This is a genomic window from Shewanella morhuae, assembly GCF_900156405.1.
Taxonomy (GTDB): Bacteria; Pseudomonadota; Gammaproteobacteria; order Enterobacterales; family Shewanellaceae; genus Shewanella; species Shewanella morhuae.
In genome coordinates, this window is the sequence record NZ_FTNN01000006.1 from 228,767 (window position 1) to 251,215 (window position 22,449).

Annotated in this window: 22 protein-coding genes; 14 read left to right on the top strand and 8 right to left on the bottom strand. The window is 44.2% G+C overall.

Annotated features, from left to right (window positions below; translation table 11 throughout):
- Positions 1–515 precede the first annotated feature (515 nt).
- The 8 genes from BW947_RS09655 to BW947_RS09690 all read left to right on the top strand — a co-directional run bounded on the left by BW947_RS09655 (position 516) and on the right by BW947_RS09690 (position 7,491).
- Positions 516–1,385, top strand: a complete 870-nt coding sequence (locus BW947_RS09655; protein WP_076498994.1) for a FliM/FliN family flagellar motor switch protein — start codon at positions 516–518, stop codon at positions 1,383–1,385.
- 4 nt (positions 1,386–1,389) lie between these two features.
- Complete coding sequence (gene fliN, locus BW947_RS09660; protein ID WP_076498996.1) at positions 1,390–1,749, top strand: flagellar motor switch protein FliN; 360 nt, start codon at positions 1,390–1,392, stop codon at positions 1,747–1,749.
- Positions 1,746–2,477 (top strand): flagellar type III secretion system pore protein FliP, encoded by a 732-nt coding sequence (gene fliP / locus BW947_RS09665; RefSeq protein WP_076498998.1) that lies wholly within the window; start codon positions 1,746–1,748, stop codon positions 2,475–2,477. The genes fliN and fliP overlap by 4 nt, the downstream gene beginning before the upstream one ends.
- A gap of 5 nt (positions 2,478–2,482) precedes the next feature.
- Complete coding sequence (gene fliQ, locus BW947_RS09670; protein ID WP_076499001.1) at positions 2,483–2,752, top strand: flagellar biosynthesis protein FliQ; 270 nt, start codon at positions 2,483–2,485, stop codon at positions 2,750–2,752.
- Position 2,753: 1 nt separating this feature from the next.
- On the top strand, positions 2,754–3,533 hold the full coding sequence (fliR, locus tag BW947_RS09675; protein WP_076499003.1) for a flagellar biosynthetic protein FliR: 780 nt from the start codon (positions 2,754–2,756) through the stop codon (positions 3,531–3,533).
- Entirely contained in the window at positions 3,530–4,657 is a 1,128-nt protein-coding gene (gene flhB, locus BW947_RS09680; protein ID WP_076499006.1) for a flagellar biosynthesis protein FlhB, read from the top strand. Before fliR ends, flhB begins: the two co-directional genes overlap by 4 nt.
- Positions 4,658–4,672: 15 nt before the next feature.
- Positions 4,673–6,754, top strand: a complete 2,082-nt coding sequence (gene flhA / locus BW947_RS09685; RefSeq protein WP_076499008.1) for a flagellar biosynthesis protein FlhA — start codon at positions 4,673–4,675, stop codon at positions 6,752–6,754.
- A 248-nt stretch (positions 6,755–7,002) separates the two neighbouring features.
- Positions 7,003–7,491, top strand: a complete 489-nt coding sequence (locus tag BW947_RS09690; RefSeq protein ID WP_076499011.1) for an AlbA family DNA-binding domain-containing protein — start codon at positions 7,003–7,005, stop codon at positions 7,489–7,491.
- A gap of 81 nt (positions 7,492–7,572) precedes the next feature.
- Here the strand turns inward: BW947_RS09690 and BW947_RS09695 are convergent, their stop codons facing one another.
- The 7 genes from BW947_RS09695 to lptM all read right to left on the bottom strand — a co-directional run bounded on the left by BW947_RS09695 (position 7,573) and on the right by lptM (position 13,059).
- Positions 7,573–8,151 (bottom strand): HupE/UreJ family protein, encoded by a 579-nt coding sequence (locus BW947_RS09695; RefSeq protein ID WP_076499014.1) that lies wholly within the window; start codon positions 8,149–8,151, stop codon positions 7,573–7,575.
- 189 nt (positions 8,152–8,340) lie between these two features.
- Positions 8,341–9,072: an HAD-IA family hydrolase gene (locus BW947_RS09700; RefSeq protein WP_076499017.1), complete on the bottom strand. Its 732-nt coding sequence runs from the start codon at positions 9,070–9,072 to the stop codon at positions 8,341–8,343.
- Positions 9,072–9,992 carry a tyrosine recombinase XerC gene (xerC, locus tag BW947_RS09705; RefSeq protein ID WP_076499020.1) on the bottom strand — a complete coding sequence of 307 codons (921 nt, stop codon included), beginning with the start codon at positions 9,990–9,992 and terminating at the stop codon, positions 9,072–9,074. The genes BW947_RS09700 and xerC overlap by 1 nt, the downstream gene beginning before the upstream one ends.
- Before the next feature lie 59 nt (positions 9,993–10,051).
- A complete protein-coding gene (locus tag BW947_RS09710; RefSeq protein WP_076499023.1) occupies positions 10,052–10,681 on the bottom strand; it encodes a DUF484 family protein in 630 nt (209 codons plus the stop codon).
- Positions 10,678–11,505, bottom strand: a complete 828-nt coding sequence (gene dapF / locus BW947_RS09715; RefSeq protein WP_076499026.1) for a diaminopimelate epimerase — start codon at positions 11,503–11,505, stop codon at positions 10,678–10,680. The genes BW947_RS09710 and dapF overlap by 4 nt, the downstream gene beginning before the upstream one ends.
- A 75-nt stretch (positions 11,506–11,580) precedes the next feature.
- Positions 11,581–12,825, bottom strand: a complete 1,245-nt coding sequence (lysA, locus tag BW947_RS09720; RefSeq protein ID WP_076499029.1) for a diaminopimelate decarboxylase — start codon at positions 12,823–12,825, stop codon at positions 11,581–11,583.
- Between the two features lie 42 nt (positions 12,826–12,867).
- The gene (gene lptM, locus BW947_RS09725) at positions 12,868–13,059 is read right to left on the bottom strand and encodes an LPS translocon maturation chaperone LptM (protein WP_076499032.1); all 192 of its coding nucleotides are present in this window, start codon (positions 13,057–13,059) and stop codon (positions 12,868–12,870) included.
- Between the two features lie 79 nt (positions 13,060–13,138).
- Here lptM and cyaY point away from each other — a divergent pair, with 79 nt between their 5' ends.
- Entirely contained in the window at positions 13,139–13,468 is a 330-nt protein-coding gene (cyaY, locus tag BW947_RS09730) for an iron donor protein CyaY (protein ID WP_076499034.1), read from the top strand.
- Positions 13,469–13,575: 107 nt separating this feature from the next.
- Here the strand turns inward: cyaY and BW947_RS09735 are convergent, their stop codons facing one another.
- Entirely contained in the window at positions 13,576–15,987 is a 2,412-nt protein-coding gene (locus BW947_RS09735) for a class I adenylate cyclase (RefSeq protein ID WP_076499037.1), read from the bottom strand.
- Between the two features lie 195 nt (positions 15,988–16,182).
- Between BW947_RS09735 and hemC the strand changes: the two genes are divergently transcribed.
- From hemC to BW947_RS18435, 5 genes are all read left to right on the top strand, one after another.
- On the top strand, positions 16,183–17,115 hold the full coding sequence (hemC, locus tag BW947_RS09740; RefSeq protein ID WP_076499039.1) for a hydroxymethylbilane synthase: 933 nt from the start codon (positions 16,183–16,185) through the stop codon (positions 17,113–17,115).
- A 4-nt stretch (positions 17,116–17,119) separates the two neighbouring features.
- Complete coding sequence (locus BW947_RS09745; RefSeq protein ID WP_076499041.1) at positions 17,120–17,860, top strand: uroporphyrinogen-III synthase; 741 nt, start codon at positions 17,120–17,122, stop codon at positions 17,858–17,860.
- 60 nt (positions 17,861–17,920) lie between these two features.
- A complete protein-coding gene (locus tag BW947_RS09750; RefSeq protein WP_076499043.1) occupies positions 17,921–19,105 on the top strand; it encodes a uroporphyrinogen-III C-methyltransferase in 1,185 nt (394 codons plus the stop codon).
- On the top strand, positions 19,102–20,268 hold the full coding sequence (locus BW947_RS09755) for a heme biosynthesis HemY N-terminal domain-containing protein (RefSeq protein ID WP_076499045.1): 1,167 nt from the start codon (positions 19,102–19,104) through the stop codon (positions 20,266–20,268). The genes BW947_RS09750 and BW947_RS09755 overlap by 4 nt, the downstream gene beginning before the upstream one ends.
- A gap of 429 nt (positions 20,269–20,697) precedes the next feature.
- A partial coding sequence (locus BW947_RS18435) for a retention module-containing protein (RefSeq protein ID WP_143562226.1) occupies positions 20,698–22,449 on the top strand: 1,752 nt, incomplete at its 3' end.

The window sequence follows — 22,449 nt, forward strand, 5'->3', positions numbered from 1 at the left end:
AACGGCTAAATAATCAAGTACTAACCACAATAAAATCAATACATTACAGTTAGCAAAGTAAATGTAACTTTAGGTTTCTTTTGCTGAATTCCGGTTTGTCAAAAATAAATCATCCGTCAAAATAATATCAAAACAACTATTTATTGACGCCTTTCTTTGTGCAGAATTATATTTTTAATTATAGTTATTCAAAATAAAGCAACATTTCCCATACAACAAAATCTATTTACAATTTAATTAGTCGGTATCCGCGCATTTATGATAATTATTATTGAACATTTGATACTTATTACCTTATCATTCCCACCGTTTTAAACTAGGCAATTTCTATTAGTCATTACAGAGAAAGTATTCACAGCCTTAACTTGACCTAATAATACTTCTGAATAAGTAAAATGCCGGTATAACAACGCGTACTTAATCTGCGACGTTGGCATACATATGTATTGTTTCACCTCACAATACATTACTTGCAACTTACGATGATAAGACAAATGCCTTAATAGGAAAATCAAATGAAAATAACCGCTAAAGCTAGGCTTATAAAATCCAGTTCTAATGAACAAATTAGGCCTATAATGCTGGTACAAGAAAAACTAGCAAGAACACGGTTATTACAGCAACTTGCTTTATTACATCGTCCATTAATTGATGCAATTAATCACATTCTGGCGCCGCTTTTAAGACAAGGGCATCCTGCTATTTATACCTCGAGCTTAGCTGAAGCTAGACAACCTATTACCCCTGAACATCATTATTCATGGTTCATTTTAAAGCATCAGCAAACGATATTAGGGTATTGGCGCATTGACCGTTGTACGCTCGATCAATTGGCCAGTTACTACTATGGCAGTCAATCAACCCCATTAAGCTCACCTTTAAGAGGCCCAAGTCAGTCTGAATTTAGGCTTGCTAAAAAACTATTACTTTCTGTCGTCAATGAGCTTCCTAGCAGTGCCATCGATAGCAGCAACCTTGAAGTAGAGCTAGTAAAAAGTCAGATGGAGCTCAATGCATCTGCTGTGTGGTCGTTTAATTTTACCAATGAGCCACAAACGCCTCCTATGCAGTTTTGTTTGACAGAACAATTACTAGGGTATTTGGCTGAACAACCTAAAGCATCCGAAGTCAGTGCTGATTTACCCGCTAAATTAGCTATCTGGCTCAAAAATCTTCCCGTTAAAATTCAACTGACGTTAGGCCAACATAGCATTCCGGTGCAGTGTTTAAGCCAATTGAAAGTGGGAGATATTTTACCGATTAACTTATACCCCAAAACACAACTCTCCATAGGCAACACACCTCTGTTTCATGCATCTGTGCATACTCATGAGGGGCAGATGGTCGCAAAATTAACTCAAGATATATATCAACTCGAGGACTAGAACATTGGCTGAGCAACCTATTTTATCGGATAACGATTTTTTATTAGACGACGATATTTTCTCTGAAGAGAATTTTTCAAAACCCGATACCCATAATCATAAACTGAAAAATAATAACTTTTTTCAGCAACTCCCTGTCCAAGTCACCTTAGAACTTGCCAGCGCAGAAATGTCTTTAGGCGAGTTGAATCGCATGGGCGAGGGCGATGTTATCGCATTAGATCGTATGGTCGGTGAACCGCTTGATATCAGAGTCAATGGCGCATTATTGGGCCGAGGTGAAGTTGTTGAAGTGGCTGGGCGATATGGCGTGCGTTTATTAGAAATAGAAAACGTCAACTTAGGTGGGGCAAGCCACGAATGATCTTTCGGCTATTGTTACTGTCGCTATTATTAATGACTCCTCAGGCACTCGCATCAGAAGGGCTAACCCTATTTACGCTCGATGGTGCTCAAGATAGTCAAGCAGTTAACATTAAGCTCGAAATTTTAGCCCTCATGACCGCCATAGGTTTTCTACCTGTGATGTTGATGATGGTCACCAGTTTTACGAGAATTATCATCGTACTTGCTATTCTCAGGCAAGCGCTGGGATTACAGCAAAGCCCGCCTAATCGGGTACTTGTCGGCATTGCATTAGTGCTAACAATTTTCATTATGCGCCCAGTAGGAGATAAGATTTATAAAGAAGCTTATTTACCCTACGACCAAGGGAAAATTGAATTAATGGAAGCTGTGAGCATTGGCAAAGTTCCGTTAACTCAATTTATGCTTGCCCAAACCAGAGAAACCGATCTTGAGCAAATGCTAAAAATTGCCAATGAACCGACCACCCTAAAGGCTGCTGAAGTGCCTTTTTTTGTGCTTATGCCTGCATTTGTTTTGAGTGAGCTCAAAACGGCTTTCCAAATTGGATTTTTACTTTTCTTACCTTTCCTAGTGATCGATCTCGTTGTCGCGAGTGTTTTAATGTCAATGGGGATGATGATGCTATCGCCGTTAATTATTTCACTGCCATTTAAGTTAATGATTTTTGTCCTCGTGGATGGTTGGGCTATGACTGTTAGCACTTTAACCGCCAGCTTCGGGTAACAGCCATGGACGTCAATGAACTGACTTCGCTTTTTGCCGACTCCATGTTTCTGGTGATCATGATGGTCTCAACCCTTGTAGCTCCGGGGCTCATTGTCGGGCTTATCGTTGCGGTATTTCAGGCCGCCACACAAGTTAACGAACAAACATTAAGCTTTTTGCCCAGACTGATCATTACCTTACTCATGGTGCTTTTTTCAGGCACCTGGATTATCCAACAGCTAAGTGATTTGTTTGACCGATTATTTATGAACATTCCTCATATTATCGGTTGATATGCTGTCACTAACCTCAACAGAAATCAGCATGTTTATTGGCAGCCTATGGTGGCCTTTTTGCCGTATCATGGGCGCTTTTATGGTTATGCCATTGCTAGGAAACTCCTATGTTCCCGTCATGGTACGAATCTTCTTGGCTTTGAGTATTGCAGCGCTAATGGCACCGATGCTGCCACCTGTTCCTTCGATAGATGCGGTGTCTTTAGGTTCTTTCTTTTTAGCCGTTGAACAGTTACTGATCGGATTTATGCTCGCGTTATTTTTAACGCTTTTAATCCATGTGATGACAATGCTTGGCAATATCATGTCCATGCAGATGGGTTTAGCCATGGCAGTAATGAACGACCCAGCCAATGGTGAAACCAACCCAATTTTAAGTGAGTGGTTACAAATCTTTGGCACCTTGATTTTCCTTGCTCTGGATGGTCACTTAGTCGCACTGAACATTATTGTCGATAGTTTCCGCTTATGGCCAATTGGCAATGGCATTCTTGACCTGCCCATAATGGGGTTAATTAGCCGAATGGGTTGGCTTTTTGCCGCATCTTTCATGCTCGCCATTCCAGCGGTACTTGCCATGTTAATGGTCAATATTACTTTTGGCGTATTAAGCCGTGCGGCGCCCTCGTTAAACATTTTTTCGCTGGGTTTTCCAATGACACTGTTAATGGGCCTAATTTGTGTATTGCTATCACTCAGCGGCATACCCAGTCGCTACAGTGATCTTTGTTTAGATGCCTTAACGGCTATGTACCAGTTTATCGGTGGGATTACATGAGTACACCTAAGCAAGATAAAACAGAAAAAGCGACCCCTCAAAAACAGCGTAAAGCGAGGAAAGAAGGCCAAGTACCACGCTCTAAGGATCTCGCCTCAGCCGCGCTGATTATGGGCTGTTCAATCATGCTGACGAGTAATGCAGATTGGTTTGCCACTAAAGCCAGCGGCTTAGCAAAATATAATATGTTGCTGACCCGTGCAGAGTTAGATCAGCCGGATATGATGGTGCGCCATCTTGGCGCTAGCCTAGTTGAAATGCTCAGCATGTTAACTCCATTATTTATTATGGTGGCGCTATTAGCCGCGATCGCAGGTGCGCTGCCGGGTGGCCCAATATTTAATTTTGGCAATGCCAATTTTAAGTACAGTCGCATTGATCCTATTTCAGGCATCGGAAGAATATTTTCCACTAAATCACTGGTGGAGCTATTCAAATCTACCTTGAAAATCGTGCTGCTTATCGGAATTATGTTGGTTTTCTTGCAAGGTCATTTACAGGGTTTACTCAGTTACAGCCAACGACCAATCGATGAAGCCGTTCGTGATGGTATTGATTTACTCTCGCAAGGCATGCTTTACCTTGGCACAGGGCTGCTGGTTATCGCATTTATTGACGTACCGTATCAGTACTGGAACCACAACAAAGAATTACGTATGTCTCGTCAAGAAGTCAAAGATGAGCACACCCAACAAGAAGGTAAGCCCGAGATTAAAGCCAAAATTCGTCAGTTACAGCAACGAATGGCCCAATCTCGTGCTGCTATCACCATACCAAAAGCCGATGTTCTCTTGGTTAATCCCACTCATTATGCAGTGGCTTTGAAATACAACCCAGATTTAGCCGATGCACCGTATGTGCTAACCAAAGGTACCGAAGAGCTGGCGTTGTATATGCGTGAATTGGCAAAGAAGCATAATATTGAAATTATTGATATTCCGCCGCTGACTCGAGCAATTTATCATTCAACTCAGGTTGATCAGCAAATACCCAGTGCACTTTTTATCGCTATCGCACATGTACTGAGTTATGTCATGCAGATCAAAGCGGCCCGTAAAGGTTTACAACAAAAACCGGCACCTTTACCCCATTTTTTTATTCCACCTAATTTACGTCACGATTAAAGGATCGTTTAATCTATGAATTGGCTTTCACGCACCTTTTCAGGTAACTACAGCTATATTGGTATTCCAGTGATGCTGCTCGCTATTCTTGCAATGGTGATTTTGCCACTGCCTGCATGGCTACTGGATATTTTGTTTACCTTTAACATCGTTCTGGCTGTCATGGTCCTGTTGGTGAGTGTGTCCATCAGGCGACCATTAGAGTTCTCTGTATTCCCGACCTTATTGCTACTCGCCACATTAATGCGCCTCACCTTGAACGTGGCATCGACACGCGTGGTGCTTATCGAAGGGCATGAAGGAGGCGACGCCGCAGGTAAAGTTATTCAAGCATTTGGTGAAGTCGTTATTGGCGGAAACTATGTCGTTGGTGCTGTTATCTTCTTAATTTTGATGATTATCAACTTTGTGGTAATTACCAAAGGTGGTGAGCGCATCTCCGAAGTATCAGCACGTTTTACATTAGATGCCCTACCCGGCAAACAAATGGCAATCGATGCAGATCTTAATGCGGGAACACTGACACACGAACAAGCCAGCCAGCGTCGACAAGATGTGGCTAGAGAAGCCGATTTCTATGGCTCTATGGACGGTGCGTCAAAGTTTGTGAGAGGCGATGCCATTGCTGGACTATTAATTTTAGCCATCAACATTATTGGTGGGGTCAGCATCGGTATCTTTATGCATGATCTCAGTGCTGCAGAAGCCTTCAAAACCTATGCATTATTAACCATTGGTGATGGTCTAGTCGCACAAATCCCCTCATTACTACTGGCCACCGCTGCGGCAATTATCGTAACTCGAGTCTCTGACGCAGAAGAAATGCCGACTCAGTTGAGCCGCCAATTACTCGCCAACCCTAGAACGTTAGCGACTGCCTCCATCGTAATGGCGATTTTGGGTATTACCCCTGGCATGCCCGCTTTAGTCTTCTTATCTTTTGCAATATTACTGGGTTTTGCCGCATGGAAACAAAATCAAAATAAAATATCTCTTCCAGAGGAAAAAGCAGAAGAACTGATCGAAAATAGCCTCACAGAGCCTTCAGCTCCAAGCTGGGAGTCGTTGCCGTTTACCGACATTATCGAAGTCAGATTAGGCTATAGATTGGTGCACTTAGTTGAAAAAACTAAAGGAGCAGAATTACAAAAACGCCTGACAGGGATCAGGCGCACACTCTCAGAGCAAGTCGGTTTTTTATTATCAGAAGTCAGAGTACGCGATAACTTAGCGTTAGCACCACATGCATACCAAATAAATTTTATGGGAACTCAAGTCGCAATTGCCGAGCTCGAGCCTGACCTTTTATTAGCGATAAAAAGTGGCCCTGTATATGGCAAAATTGATGGTATTTTAACTAAAGAACCCGCTTATCAAATGGATGCCATTTGGATAGCACCAGATTTAAAAGCAAAGGCACTCAACTTAGGGTATTCCGTCGTCGATAATGCGACGATTATTGCTACTCATGTCAGTAAACTGCTACGAGAATCATTGCCAGAATTATTGCAACATGATGATATTATGCAACTCACTGACAGGTTAAGTAAGCAGGCGCCAAAGCTTGCAGAATCACTCAGTACAAGTTTAACAACAATACAGTTACTTAAAGTTTTCCGTCTGTTACTTAAAGAACAAGTACCGCTCAAAGATATACGCACTATAGCTACCACGCTATTGGAATGCAGTGAACAAACAAAAGATCCCGTCTTACTCGCTGCTGATGTCCGCTGTGCTTTACGCAACACCATATTGCATCAAATTGCCGGTAGCAGTTCGCAGTTAAACGTACTCACCCTGACTCCAGAGTTAGAGCAGACTTTAATGATTGCACTGAATCAATCACAACAGCAAGGCAAAGTCGCACTGGATAGCTTCCCCATCGAGCCGAATTTACTAGCACAACTGCAACAAAAAATGCCTCAGTTACTAGCCGAAACCAAAGAGAAGGGCTATAACCCAATCCTGCTAGTGTCGCCGCAGCTCAGACCTTTCCTAGCACGTTATGCACTCGCCTTCGCACGGGGACTCCATGTTTTATCCTATAATGAAGTCCCTGAGACAAAAGAACTGATGATTGCAGGACAACTCGGCTAGTCCACCGCTTTATTATCAGCATCTAATTAATAATTCGAGGCGCTAGGCGCCTCGAATTATTTGGCAGTGACCATAATAAACCTGAAGACAATGCATGAATTGTGTTATGTCATGCTTAACATCGATTTACTGTTGCCCATGACTGTATTTCAATAACCAGCTTTTGCCAGATCTGTGGCGCCCTAACTCTGGCCTTTCAATTATCGACGTGCTACAACAAGTCATGTGTCGCTGACGGATAAGCTGCCATGACATTTCAATCATTTGCACTCGATGATATCGACGATTTACATGAATCGGCCCAAGTAGAATTTAAGCTCGCCGGTGGCCGTGACGGACAAGGTCAATTGCCCGAAGATATTTGGGCAACCTATAGTTCCTTTGCCAACACGTTAGGTGGCGAGATTATCTTAGGTGTACGTGAAGAACATGGTCATTTCAGTATTGAAGGTATACCGAATCCCCTGCCCGTTTTGCAGGAATTTTGGGAAATACTCGATAACCCTAGCCGCACCAGTCACAATATCTTGGCAATTTCGGATGTACAGATTATTGAAATTATGAATAAAAAGCTTATTCGTATCCGTATACCGCTGGCGCCAGAACAGCTAAAACCAATTTATGTGGGCGGGGATCCCTATACGGGAAGCTATTTTAGGGTGGGAGATGCCGACATGCATGCAAGTCGTCGGCAGGTCAACCTAATGCAACGCCGCGCCCATCTTTGCATGAAATAACTCAAGGCGCGTTAACTTACCGCTCTACAACCTGACTAATCCTATTATAAGTATAAGCCTGCGATAGCCTTACAATCAGCCTCACAATCCTGCTAATAAATAGCCCCCCATAGCGGCAATTGCTGCGCCCGTGACACGCATTAAGTTGCGTTGCCCTGTCATCTTTTGCATCCCAAGACCTATCATTACGCCACCTAAATGGATGACCGCTGTACCAAATAAAAAACCTAAGGCGTACAGGACTGGACTTGCCAATTCCGGTATTTCTGCGCCGTGGGCATGGCCGTGAAAAATCGCAAATACCCCTACAAAAGTCATAGCAAATAATAGCGGGATTTGACGGTCAAAAGCGATAGCAAGCCCAAGCAGCAGCACTGATAAAGCGATACCTATTTCAACGAAGGGAACGGCAACTGCGTATAAACCTAATATTCCACCAAACAGCATAAAAACGACAAAGGCGAGTGGTACAGTCCAAATAGCGCGACCACCAAGCTGGGTACTCAACATACCCACACTCAACATCGCTAACAGATGATCAAACCCCAAAACAGGATGATTAAACCCTGACATAAAGCCGCCGCCTGAATGAATTTCATGGGCCGACACCGGCGCAATCCCACATAAGCTGAGCAGTAATAACAAACCGATACGCGCCATAAAATAGCCTTAGTCAGTGACTTTAGTGATTGATACCACGCTACCTGAAAATATAGTGTCAGATCGCTTATGGGCTTCAATTAAAGTTTAACTTTAGTGTAAATATGGTGGTAAAACCTTGATCTCAATCACCCTTAGATCAGTAAAGGTGCAGGTTGAAAATGTACACTGAACTATTGTCACACTGAACTATTTTGCATCAATTACTAGTACTTTTGCCAAAGCATCAAGGGAGGTAATTTCTAAATGTGGTAATAGAGTTGCGATAGGTAACGAATCATTTCGGCCAAAACTGGGATTCAACCATACAGATTGACATCCAGCAAGCCGCGCGCCACGAACATCGGCATTCATGTTATCGCCCACATGGAGTAAATGCTGCGGCGCAATATTTAACCGCAAACAAGCCAACTCGAACATGTCCTTAGCGGGTTTCATTTGCACGCCACTACCAGGGTGAAGCACAAATTCAAAAGCATCGCCTAAACCAATCCGCTCGGCATCCACATTACCATTAGTGATGCCGACTAATCTAAAATGCCCTGACAAGTGCTTGAGTAATAACAGCACTTCATCAGATATTCGAAAATTACTGCGATGAAAATAAAAACACGCTAATCCTTGCTCAGCGCCGCGCTCAGCCTCCATGGCCGAATAACCTAATTGTATGAGGCCGCAGCGCAGCGTGGCCAAACGGGCTGCGCTAGTGTCGTGGGCAAGTTCGCGATGTTGCTGCAGGAGTTGTTGTTTTAGACTGCGCCAATCATGGGGTTGCCATGCCTGCGATAAAGGAAACGCCTGTTGTAAAAATGTCGCCAGCTCAGCTTCAGCATTTAGAATATGCGGTAGATTGTCGTATAAGGTGTCATCGAGATCGAAACTGATCGCTTGAATATGTTGGGGTCTAAGATAGCAATGCATTATTTATCCTGTGATTTTTTCGCTCGAGGATGGGCGTTATCATACACCTTAGCTAAGTGTTGGAAATCCAAACTGGTATAGATTTGTGTGGTCGCTAGGTTGGCATGGCCTAATAATTCTTGCACCGCCCGCAGATCGGCGCTCGCTTCTAACATGTGAGTGGCAAAAGAATGACGCAGTTTATGTGGATGAACTCGTACCGATAATGCCTGTTCTTGTCCCCATTTTGCCATTCGTGCCTGAATACTGCGATGGGATAAACGCTTACCTTTTTCAGTCACAAATAAGGCGTTATCTTCGCAGGGGATTTGCTTTCGACAATTAAGCCAAGCCTGTAGAGCATCAATCGCCAAGCGCCCGACGGGGACGATACGCTCTTTATTACCTTTACCTAAAACTCGCACTTCTTTCACGTCGTATTGCACGCTGGATATATTAAGCGCCGCAAGCTCAGCTAAACGCAGGCCACTGGAATAAAACAACTCCATCATGGCTTTATCCCGCAGACTTAGGGGATCTGTGCCTTCAATGTCCAATAAATGGGTAATAGCATCGATATCAATATTTTTCGGTAAAGGTTTGGCTTGTTTCGGTGCGCTTAGACCCTTAGCGGGATTAAGTTCAATGACGCCTTCGCGCAGTAGAAACTCACCCCATTGTTTTACCGCAGATAAACACAAAGAAAGGGATCGTGGGCTTAAACCTTTACGGTGTAATTTGGCTAATACCTGCTGCCAGTGCTCACGGCTCACATTAAGTAGATGCACACTTTCAGGTAAAAGTGCACTGCCACGGTTGAGCTCATAAAGGTAATTACGCACTGTATGAGTAGACAGCTGCTTCTCAGTACTCAAATAGCGTTCAAAGGTTTGTAACCATTGAGTATTGAGCGCCAACACATCACCTGTTTGCGTACTCATCTCGGTTTCCTCATCGGTTTACTGTAAAAACTAAGGGAGTAAATGCCACCCCATTGCCTTTACAGCTTAGCAAGCATATGCGCCAGTAAACGCTGCAATTGTTCCAGTAGCATGTTATCCATATCTGGATGAAAATGGGTTGCATCTTGGCTGGCAATCGCAAAAATGACGGGGGTATCTTCGGACAATTTAGTCAGTGCAACCGAGCCCACTTCACTACCAAATAAACGTTTAGCTTCTTGCTGTGTTAAGCGACCAAAATAGTGACCTTTATGCAGCCTTTGATCCCATATTGCCTTCATATCAGCATCAAGAACGCTGATTAAACGCACATGACTAAAGTTAAACTGCATTTTCAAACTATCGGCTAAGACTTCCTTGAGTGAGATTAAATCAGCACAGTTCAGTAACTTAAATGATAACTCGGTATTGAATTGATAAATTTTTTCGTTACGCGTCGCCATCGTTAATAGGCTAGTGATCTCTTCTTCTAATTGGCTCACCCGCTGGCGCAGCATTTCTTGGCGACGTTCTACTAAGGATATCGCGCCACGCTCCATATGAGGTAAACGCATTGCTAGTAGCAGTTCAGGGTAACGATTAAAAAAGCTAGGATTATCGAGTAGATACTCACGAATTATCAACTCATCAAAGGGCACATTAGTCTGCGGCATCAAAGGCTCGGTCATAACTGAATTTGTCCATCGTAAACGTGCTGTGCAGGACCCGTCATCCACAGCGGCTTACCTTCACCTTCCCAGTTAATGCTTAACGTGCCGCCGGGTAAATCTACCTGTACTTGTTTCCCTAACTTGCCTTGTATTTGGCCGACAACCACAGCAGCGCACGCACCTGTACCACAAGCTAAGGTTTCAGCCGCACCGCGTTCATACACCCGCAGTTTAATATGACCTGAGTTTACCACTTGCATAAAGCCTACATTAACCCCGCGCGGAAAGCGTTCATGTTTGGTCAACATAGCGCCAATTTCAGCGACAGGAGCGCTGGTCACATCTTCAACATCGAGCACACAATGTGGATTACCCATCGACACTACACCACATAAAAAGGTTTGTAGCGGTGTTTGCAGTAGGTAGGTTTTTTCGGGTTTCTTGGCTTTAAAAGGAATTTGACTCGGCTCGAGAATTGGCACACCCATATTTACGGTAACCGTTCCATCACGCTCCAAACGCAATGTCATTTTGCCAGATGAGGTGCTAACACGAATTTTATTCTTATTTGTCAGCCCCTTATTACGTACAAAACGCGCAAAACAACGCGCACCATTGCCACATTGCTCAACTTCACTGCCGTCAGCATTAAAAATACGATAATGAAAATCTAAATCAGGATCATAGGGCGGCTCAACTAAAAGAAGTTGGTCAAAACCGATGCCAAAGTTACGATCGGCTAGACGGCGGATTTGCTCTGGCGAAAAAAACACGTTTTGTGTGATCCCATCGACCACTATAAAATCATTGCCAAGACCGTGCATCTTAGTGAATTGGATCAAGATACTTATCCTTTAAGCCAAGGCGCGGCTCATAAATGATGAATCCAAGCGCCTGAATCAATATATTTTTCTAGTTTACGGCAGGAGCTGCTCACCTTGCCACAGTTGCGATAACTTTTCTCGCTCACGCACAAGGTAAGCCTGCTCACCATCGACCATAATCTCGGCCGCACGGGGACGCGTATTGTAGTTAGATGCCATTGCAAAACCATAGGCACCACTGGAGCGTACAGCAAGCAAATCACCGGCCGCTAACGCAAGTTGGCGATCTTTACCTAAAAAGTCACCGGTTTCGCACACTGGGCCAACGATATCAAAATCATAGGCTTGTGAGCTTCTTGGCACTACGGGAATAATTTTTTGCCATGCACTGTAAAGCGCTGGACGGATTAAGTCATTCATCGCGCCATCGACAATCGCAAAACGCTTATCACTGTTTTCTTTAAGGTAAAGCACTTGAGTGACAAAGATCCCCGCGTTAGCGGCAATTGCGCGCCCCGGTTCAAAAATCAGTTTAAGTTGGCGGCTGCCTAAACGCTTAAGTAGAGCCGCGGCATACACATCAGGGTGCGGCGGGGTTTCATCATCATAAGTTACCCCTAAACCGCCACCGACATCGAAATGCTCAATAACAATACCTTGCTCTGCCAAGCGATCGATTAATGCCAGCATACGATCCATCGCATCAAGGAATGGTTGGATTTCAGTCAATTGCGAGCCGATATGGCAATCTACACCTTTAATATGTAGATGAGGTAAAACACGGGCACGGGCGAAAACGATTTCCGCCTCGTCCATAGCAATACCGAATTTGTTTTCTTTAAGACCAGTCGAAATATAAGGATGAGTTCCAGCGTCGACATCTGGATTTATCCGCAGTGATACAGGGGCAACTTTACCCAAACGGCCCGCAACCTGATTTAACTGCTCAAGCTCGGCGCTTGATTCAACGTTAAAACAGTAAATGCCCAGATTAAGTGCTTGCTCCATTTCAGCAACGGTTTTACCCACACCAGAGAACACCACTTTAGCAGGATCGCCACCGGCTTCGATGACGCGAGCGAGTTCACCGCCGGACACAATATCAAAACCACTGCCTAAACGTGCTAATACATTCAGTACCGCAAGGTTAGCGTTAGCTTTAACTGCATAGCAAATAAGATGTGGATGGTCTGCCACTGCATTATTAAAAGCATGCCAATGGCGCTCAAGGGTTGCGCGCGAATAGATATACAGTGGCGTGCCATAAGTTTGAGCTAATTCAGTAACCTGACAGCCTTCGGCATACAAGGTATTATCTTGGTAGAGAAAGTGATCCAATGTCTGATTCCTTACTGCGCGTTATCGCTGCAATGGTAATTGTTATTGTTGGTTTTTTTGTACTTCGATGGATCTAATTTCGGTCTTGATTTCTTCTGCTTCAGACGCCGCTTTAGACTCCTCGACGCTTTTAGGCTGACTAACCTCAGTGGCAGGTGAGCGATAAAGAGGGCCTTTCTGACCACATGCCGTAATAAATAGGCTACCAAGCAATAACAATAAAAACAGTCTCATTTTTCTCAACATCTGTGCATCTGATGGCTAATAGCCTTATAATCGCATCCATCTTGACGAAAGCAAAGGACAGAAATGCATGGCCATGACAGATACAGAATTTCACCAGCTCGCTGATGACATGTTCCAAGCGATAGAAAATGCGATTGAAACTGCGATTGATGAGCAAGATGCCGATGTCGATATCGATGCCAGTGGCAACGTATTACAATTAGAGTTTGTTGATGGCTCAAAAATTGTTATCAACAAGCAAGAACCTTTGCACGAGATTTGGTTAGCCACACGTTTTGGTGGGTACCACTTTGGTTTTGTAGAGGGTAAGTGGATTGACGGGCGTAGTGGCAACGAATTTATGCCATTCGTACAAGACTCTATCCAGCGCCAAGGTGGAATTAAACTCAGTTTTTAATTCAAACTGTGTATTGCGCAAAACAAAATGGGAGCTAAGGCTCCCATTGTTTATTTCCCATCACTTATTCTCAACCGACTGTATTTTCAACGCATCTAAAAGTAACGTTAAAATTCAGTATCTTGATCGGTAATGTCCATACCGAAAGGTGCCACGGTTAACTCGCCCATGACTCGTACTAAATGAAAAAACTGCGGAATATTAAACTGTGCACGTGAAGCATAGTGCTCGTCAAACACATAGTGATGACTCACTTTATTGACTAACTCGTCCATGTTAGATCCCGCCTGAACATAATGACTTAACTGGTTTTCTTCATCGAGAATAAATACGTCCAAGTTATCGGTTCGCTGGCGTAAAAAATACTGGATAGTACCTTTAGCGGCATAGTTTTGCACCACTTTAGGCATACTCGAAAAGGGATCATCGCCCAGCTCAGGGCGCGGCAGTTGCACTAAGTGACTACGAGATAACTGTTGATAAAAAGACTTAGCATCACTCAAGTCCTGATAGGCCATACCGAGTGGATTAAAAAAGATCCCATAACGGGTATGACGTATCTGCAGTGGCTGCACTAAGGTGCTCGATTGCTGCACTTGTTGGCACAGACGTACCGTTTGCCTCAGTAAAGTTTTGACGGCTAATTTGAGTTGCGGCCGTAATTTTTGCGAGCAGCTGATCACATCGATATCCACAGGCAAATTGGCACGTCTTAATCCAGGCGTGACAAAGGCTAACGCTTGCAGTACTGCGGTATCGCCTTCAAAGCGATGGCACTGCCACTCGCCCCAACTGTTTAAACAAATCGCATCTAATGCACCGAGCATATTGGCTTTTTTACGTCCGAGTGAAAACACGTTCGCGTTCATCACATCGACCATCATTTCCTGTCCGAGCCATTCAATCGTGGGGTCGCAGTCTAAATTCAGCATAAAAATTAATTTACGGAAGTGCCAAGGCTTACATAAATCCAACTTTGACACGCGCCAATCGTGGCCAATAAAATTAAGCAGCCGTTTTGAGGCTTCGGTAAGACGCCGCGATTTGGCTTTATTCTGACCAAACTCATGCCATTTGGTTTCAGGTGTAGAAACTCCGTTTAAACAGGCCCAAATCATCAAGGTTGATGGCGCCTTACCTTTACATATCGCCGATTCACCTATAAGATTTTGTGGCTGTGGCCCTTGTCGATAAAGGTAGTACTCACGTACACGCGAGCTTGACACCATAGTGACTTCAGACTCAGCGACCGAAGCGCTCCACAGCAAATTAAGCTTGGCGATTTGATCTTCATCTTGGCTAAAATAGGTATGTAATTTTCGAGTCAGCATGCCGAGCTCTTCAATCCGCAAACCTTCATTTAATGCATGCGTCGATGCGAAACGCAGTAAGGTTTGGTAACTTGCCAATAATAGCTCGTTAAGCTGGTCGTTAAACCAATTGAGTTGGCCACTGTGCCAATGCTCACAGTCGTCTAAAGTCGCAATTAAGCTATCGGGCCACTGCCAGTCCTGTACTAACTGTTTTAATTGAGCATAGCGCCAATCTTTCCCCTCTTGAACGCGGCTCAAATACACACCACATTTCAGATAAAAACAGCGGCGTACAATCTCAAGTCGACGGGTATCATTTTGCTTAAGTAAATAGGCTTCAATGATCTCGTAAATTGAATAATAAGCATCATTCAATATCGAGAAATCTCCCGCTAAAGATCGCTGCCACAGGCGATCGCAAAGCAAGCTAGAATGTGGGTAATCGCTAGCGTAAGCTTCAAGTAACAATACTTTAATCAAGGCTTTATGAGGTTTATCCAAACCTTTATAGAGCTGCCACAACGAAGCCCCAAAATACTCACTCGCGGGCAATTCGTGTGCATCACCTAAGGATAACAGTGCTGGATTGAGTTTTGCGTCTGGCCACCATGCAATCGTTTTACCCGCTAGCCGAATTTGGCTACGATAAAATTCTTCAAGTAATAACCAATGTTGAGCACTACCACTGTGTTCGTGGGCCATCGATGATTGACAGCCATGGATAGCTTGATCGCCACAAAACTGCTGCGGATGGACTAAGTAAAAATTAACCTCAAACTGATACTCGGCAAACCAAGCAGTCAACCTGTTGGTCTTAACTCTGATTAACGCTAAATCTTCAGCACACAAATCGGCACGGTGTATGAGCCAAACATCCACATCACTCTTATTGTTTTGGCCAAAACTACCGGTGCTCCCCATAGCATAAACGCCTTCAAACGCATTCACATCGGCCTCTTCAGTCATAAATGGCAGTGAAAATACGTCACAGGCTTGGGACTCTCGCTCATCAACAATATACTCATTAATGCCACAGGGAGTATTGGAGGCACTGTAACCGGGATACTTAACGCTATTGTGGTGAACGAGAAAGGGGATCAGATAAAATAAGTGCTTTTGCAGCGGTGGCAGCAATACTAAGGCACGCGCTATTCGCACTTTATTAAGCTTTTCGGCTATATCAGGAAATTGTATTTGCTGATCCATTCAAAAACACGGCACATATGAAGAATGTGCTCATGTTAACACTTCTGTAAATTCGAGCAACCAAACGTGATCCGCATCACATTTACGTTTAACTCAGAACCTCGCAGACTTCAAAGAATCGACACTGCTTCCTTACATAAACGATGTGCCAATGTTAGCATTGGCGCAACTATGATCTTTGATGGAAACTCAAGCATGTCTCAAAATCACATTCGTATTGCTACTCGTAAGAGCCCGCTAGCCATGTGGCAAGCTGAATTTGTTAAAGCTGAATTAGAGCGTATTCACCCAGGTATTGTGGTTGAACTACTGCCCATGAGCACCAAAGGCGATGTCATGTTAGACACGCCATTAGCTAAAGTTGGCGGCAAAGGCTTATTTGTTAAAGAACTCGAAGTCGCTATATTAGAAGGCCAAGCTGATATCGCTGTGCATTCAATGAAAGATGTACCGGTCGAGTTTCCTGAAGGCTTAGGGCTTGAGATTATTTGCGAGCGCGAAGATCCACGCGATGCTTTTGTATCAAATTTATATAAATCCATCAGCGAATTACCACTAGGCGCAATCGTTGGTACTTCAAGTTTACGTCGCCAATGCCAATTACGTGCGGCGCGTCCTGATATTGTGATTAGAGATTTACGCGGCAACGTCGGTACGCGCTTAGCCAAGCTAGATAACGGCGAATACGATGCTATTATTCTTGCTGCTGCAGGACTTATTCGCCTCAAATTGTCAGCGAGAATTGCAAATTTCATTTCTCCAGAAGAATCATTACCCGCCAATGGCCAAGGTGCAGTCGGTATTGAATGCCGTACTAATGATGAGCGCGTTAAAGCCCTGCTGGCTCCATTAGAACATTTAGAAACGCGTTACCGCGTTATTGCCGAGCGTGCGATGAACACTCGCCTAGAAGGTGGCTGCCAAGTACCGATTGGTGCATTTGCTGAAATTGTGGGTGATGAAATGACGTTACGTGGCCTTGTTGGGAACCCTGATGGCAGCGAAATCATCGAAGGCGTGATCACCGGCCCCAAAACCGAATCAACGCAATTAGGTATTGCTCTTGCTGAAGAACTCTTAAGCAAAGGTGCAAAAAGCATACTCGACGCCGTTTACGCTAAAGCTTAAGCCGATGAAAGTCTTACTGACGCGTCCTGAAGGGCGCAATCAGTCTATGGTTGATGCCTTGAATGAACGAGGCATTGCCCACTGGGTCACACCTCTATTGTGTGTCCAAGCGATGCCCCCTATCGCAGCAAGTATCCCGCATCCACTGGCCAACGCCGATATGATTATCTGTATCAGCGCCAATGCGGTAACGTTTGCTGACGATGCTTTAACCGCTACAGATCCACAAACTCAAACATGGCCTCAAGCTCAATATTTTGCTGTTGGACACGCTACGTGGGAAGCATTAGATAAACTCGGTATTGTAGCCCTCGAAGCCCCAGATGATTGTCAGCAGACCGAAGGATTACTCACACTCTCGCCGCTACAAAATATTAAAAATAAACAAATTATTATTATTCGGGGTGTTGGCGGCCGTGAAGCATTAGCCGAGCAATTAGTTGAGCGCGGCGCCAATGTTCGCTATTGGGAAGTGTATCAACGAGCTTGTCCACCGCTAGATGGACGACACATTGCCTTACAATGGCAACACTGCGGGATAGACACTATTATTATCACCAGCGGTGAAACTCTCGATAATCTGATTAATTTAGTGCCAAAAGAGTTATTTGCATGGCTGCGCGCATGTCATATCATAGTCCCAAGTCATCGAGTAGAAGCTCAAGCTCGCGCTTTTGGTATAACCCAAGTTACCAATGCTAGTGCAGCCAACAACAAAGCCGTGCTAAACGCCCTTAAACTCTAAGCGCTATTTAGCCGGATTTTACTCGAGTTTCGGCAGTAGCATGTTTTCAAGGACTGTTAAATGGATAACAATAAGCACGACGCAAAAAATACAGAATTAGAGGCTACTCCTACTATTATTGCACCATCGATAATAACCGATGACACGCCCGCGACTTCAGCATCCTCCGCTGAAACTCAAACAAGCAAAGCCAAACCACAAAGCACTGCGCGCAAAACCACTATCTCCACTAGAAGCTCATGGGCAATTCGTTTGGGGGTTTTATTAGCATTAGGCTTAACGGTATGCTGCCTTGGCGGCGGCTTTATGTTGTATCAACAGATGCAACAACAACTACTAACGCAGAATCAGAAAAATCTCGCCCTGCAAGAGCAACTACAGCAAGCACTGCTACAACCCAATCAACGTATTAGTCAGCTTGAGCAGCAACAGCTAAATGATGCTAAGACTTACCAAGAATTATCTAAGTTAACCGAAGAACAAAAGCAATTGCAGGATAGGATCAATAAACTCGCCCAGCGCAGTCCTACTCATTGGATGGCCTCAGAAGCCGAATATCTAGTAAATATGGCAGGTCGCAAACTATGGCTAGAGAAAGATCCCCGCACTGCCACTGATTTATTGAAATCAGCCGATGAAACCATCGCCGCGATGAACAACCCCGCGTTATTACCGATTCGTAAAGCACTGGCAAAAGATATCGCCGCCACGTCCAGCATAAAAACAACCGATATTGATGGTAGTGTGTTAGCTCTGGATACCTTAATTGAGCAACTCGATAAACTGCCACTTAATCGCACTGATGTAGACGCCGGTACGCCGCAAGATACTGTGATTACCAGCGATTTAAATGATTGGCAAAGCAATTTAGGTAAAACCTGGAAAGCATTAACTGAAGACTTTATCACTATCCGCCATAAAACTGCTGATGCACCCGCCTTACTCGCACCAGAGCAACAATGGTATTTAGTTGAAAATATTCGCCATAAACTATTGCAATGCCAACTTGCACTATATCGCTATGATAGAGCTTCGTATCACCAATCGCTCATGATGGCGCGTAAATGGATACAAACCAACTTTGATATACAAGATCATAAAACGGTCGAAGCCATTGCCGAAATTGATAAATTAGCAACCTTAGAACTTGACCCTATAACCGTAAAATCCTTTGCCGCAAAACCTTTACTGTTACAGCTCACAAGTTATGGTGAACTCACCTCATTAGAGGGTGCGCCACTATGATTAAGATATTAATGTTGTTACTCATAGTGCTGATCGGTTTATGCATCAGCCCTTGGTTAGTCGGCAATACTGGGTATGTATACATTGCGGCAGGTGATTATCAGATTGAAACCAGTTTAGTCTTTGGTGTCATTGCTTTAATTATATTTTATGCTGTATTTCAAATACTGGAATGGATAGTAGTTACTGCCATTAACCTTATGTTACGTAGCCGTTTTATCCCGCACCACTGGCGCCGACGTTCCGCTAAAAAACATACATTAATGGGCGCATTAGCACTGGCTGAAGAAGATTGGCCAGCAGCAGAGCGAGCGATGATCAAAGGCGCTGACAACGGCGAGCTACCTGCACTGAATTTACTTGCTGCGGCACGGGCTGCACAGTATCAACAAAAAATAGCCGAGCGTGACCAATATCTTAATCGCGCAGCAGCACAACCACTGGCAGCAAACGCGGTTACAACCACACGCACTCGGTATCTTTTAAAACAAGGGGAATTAACCTTAGCCCGCGTCGAACTCGACAAGTTATCTCCTACGAGTAAAAGCAAAGCCCCAGTACTTAAACTTGCCCTTGAGCTATATCAAGCACAAGAAGATTGGGATGCGCTTAAACTATTGTTACCTATTTTGAAGAAACGCCAAATCCTTGATGATACTCAGCTGAATGAACTGAATATCGCCACTCACAGTGCTTTACTGCAAGCGGCAACCATTAAAGGTGAAGAAGCCTTAGAACAATGTTGGCAATGGCTACCACGCAGCGAGCGAAATCAGTCTCAGTTTCTAGCGATTTATGCTATGGGTTTGTGTCGCTTTAATCGTAAAGATCAAGCCATGAAACTGCTCTCGAAAAAGTTACGCAGCTCTCCAGAACCCACATTGCTACAAGCTATCCCCGAAATTACAACAGCTCAAGATACCGAGATCCGTAAAGAGTTACTGAAATATGAAGTGACTCATGAGAATAATGCAGACTACCAGACCTGCCTAGCCAAGCTATATCAGCAAACCAGGGACATGAAAGAAGCAAAAATCTGCTGGCAAAATGTTTGTCGACTAGAACCGACTAAAGCCTCTTGGTTAGCCTTAGCTAGGATTCAAGAACAGTTAGGCGAGCAAAATAACGCTAATCAAAGTTATCGTCAGGCTGCTAATCTATAAATCTACTCTATTAACTTACAATTGATGCCGCGATATTCTAAATAATGAGTCACGGCATCATGACTAACAACTCAGCAACGCCATATTCCCTGAAAACCCCACCTATTTGCCAATAAAAAACTATTTTTACAATTTACTAATCTCTAATTTAAGATTAATTTGTTATTAATATGTTTTTTTATAGAAATCAAAGACACTAAATACAGCCCACTCTGCAAATTTAACCACTATATCTAGTTACACATCTAAATTTTGACACTATCGTACGTTTATCTTGCTCAAGCCCATTAAAACTAACCAGCACAGCTGCGTCAATAAATTGACATCTGTCGTTCCATTAGCTAATATTTCGCCAATTGTATCGCGATCCAACACATCTGTTGGATTAATACTTTATGGATTAACACACTTGGCTGTTGGGAGCTTACTATGGGATCGGTAATTACATCAAAAAAAGGTTTGCTTAAGCTGGTAAATGGGCAAATTGATATCGAAGTTGATGGTTCAAAGCAACCCGCTAAGGATGGCGAACAACTCCCTAAAGGTGCTGTGCTCAATATTGGCGATAACGCGACCTATGAAATCACCTTCGATGATGGCACTAAACTATCTAACGAGGTTGAACCGAATACAACAGCTGCGGTTGCTCCCACGGCAAATAATGACGCTGCTTTTGATGAAATCCAAGCGTTACAAGATCTTATCGCATCAGGCGAAGATCCAACCAAAAACCTACCAGAGACCGCCGCAGGAAACACACCCGGTCGTGACGGTAACTCAGGCTATGTCACTTTAGCCCGTGGTGGTAGTGAGATCATAGCAAGCTCAGGCTACTCAACGTCAGGCCAATCATTCGCAGCGACAGTTATCAATACACCAGAACAAACAATCGCCACCGACTCTCCCTCAATCCTTAACAATGACAGTAATATTGTCGACGAAGATACTATTGCTTCTGGCAACGTTCTCGATAACGACAGTGATGTAGATTCAATTTTAAGCGTCGTTAGTTTCGAAATAAATGGAACAACCTACGCGGCTGGTACAGAAGTCGCCCTCGAAAGCGGCTCCTTAGTATTAAATGCTGATGGCTCGTACACTTTCACACCTAATGAAAACTGGAATGGCCAAGTCCCAACAATTACTTACACAACCAATACAGGCTCTTCAGCAACATTAACCATCAATATCACACCAGTCGCCGATGGGGGACCTAGTGTCACTATCAATACAGATACAAACAATGATGGTTTTATCAGTAACGAGGAGCTAGCAGGCAATACTGAAGTCAATGTCACTATTGGCTTAGATGGCACAGGTGCAAATGTAGGCGATACGCTGACTGTTAATGGTGTTGACTACACACTGACTCAGGAAGATATCAACAATGGCTTTGTGAATCTCAACCTTCCAGCTCCCGGTGAAGGCGAAACGATTACAGTTGTAGCGACGATCACAGACAGTGCCGGTAACACATCTCCTGAAGGCAGTGATTCAGCACTACTCGATACGACTGCGCCAACAATTACTGTTGATGCACCTGATGATACCCAAGATACTACACCAACGATCACAGGTTCGACTGATGCACCGCCAGGTAGCACTATTACGATTGTTGTCACCGACAGCACAGGTGCAGAGCAGACTCTCACCACCACAGTAAACCCTGATGGTACCTATTCTGTCGATGTCATTAACCCACTCGCTGAAGGTGGCTATACAGCTATAGCAACAGTGACAGATCCAGCGGGCAATACAGGTGAAGCCACAGATAATGGCAATGTTGATACCAAGATTGACCAAAATGGCGATGGCAACACCGTGGCGATCACCAGCATTACCGATGACACCGGCGCCTCGGGCAGCGACTTCATCACCAATGACAACACCTTAGTCTTCAACGGTACCGTCGATTTAGGTGACAACAGCACCTTGGCCGTCACCATCAATGGCGTGATCTACACCACCGCCAACGGCTTGGTGATTGATGCCAGCGGTAACTGGAGCATCGACTTAACCGGCACCACCTTGGCCGATGGCACTTACCCTGTCAGCGCCACCGTCACTGACCTGGCGGGCAACAGCAAAACCGTCACCCAGGACGTGGTGATTGATACCAAGATTGACCAAGATGGCGACGGCAACACCGTGGCGATCACCAGCATTACCGATGACACCGGC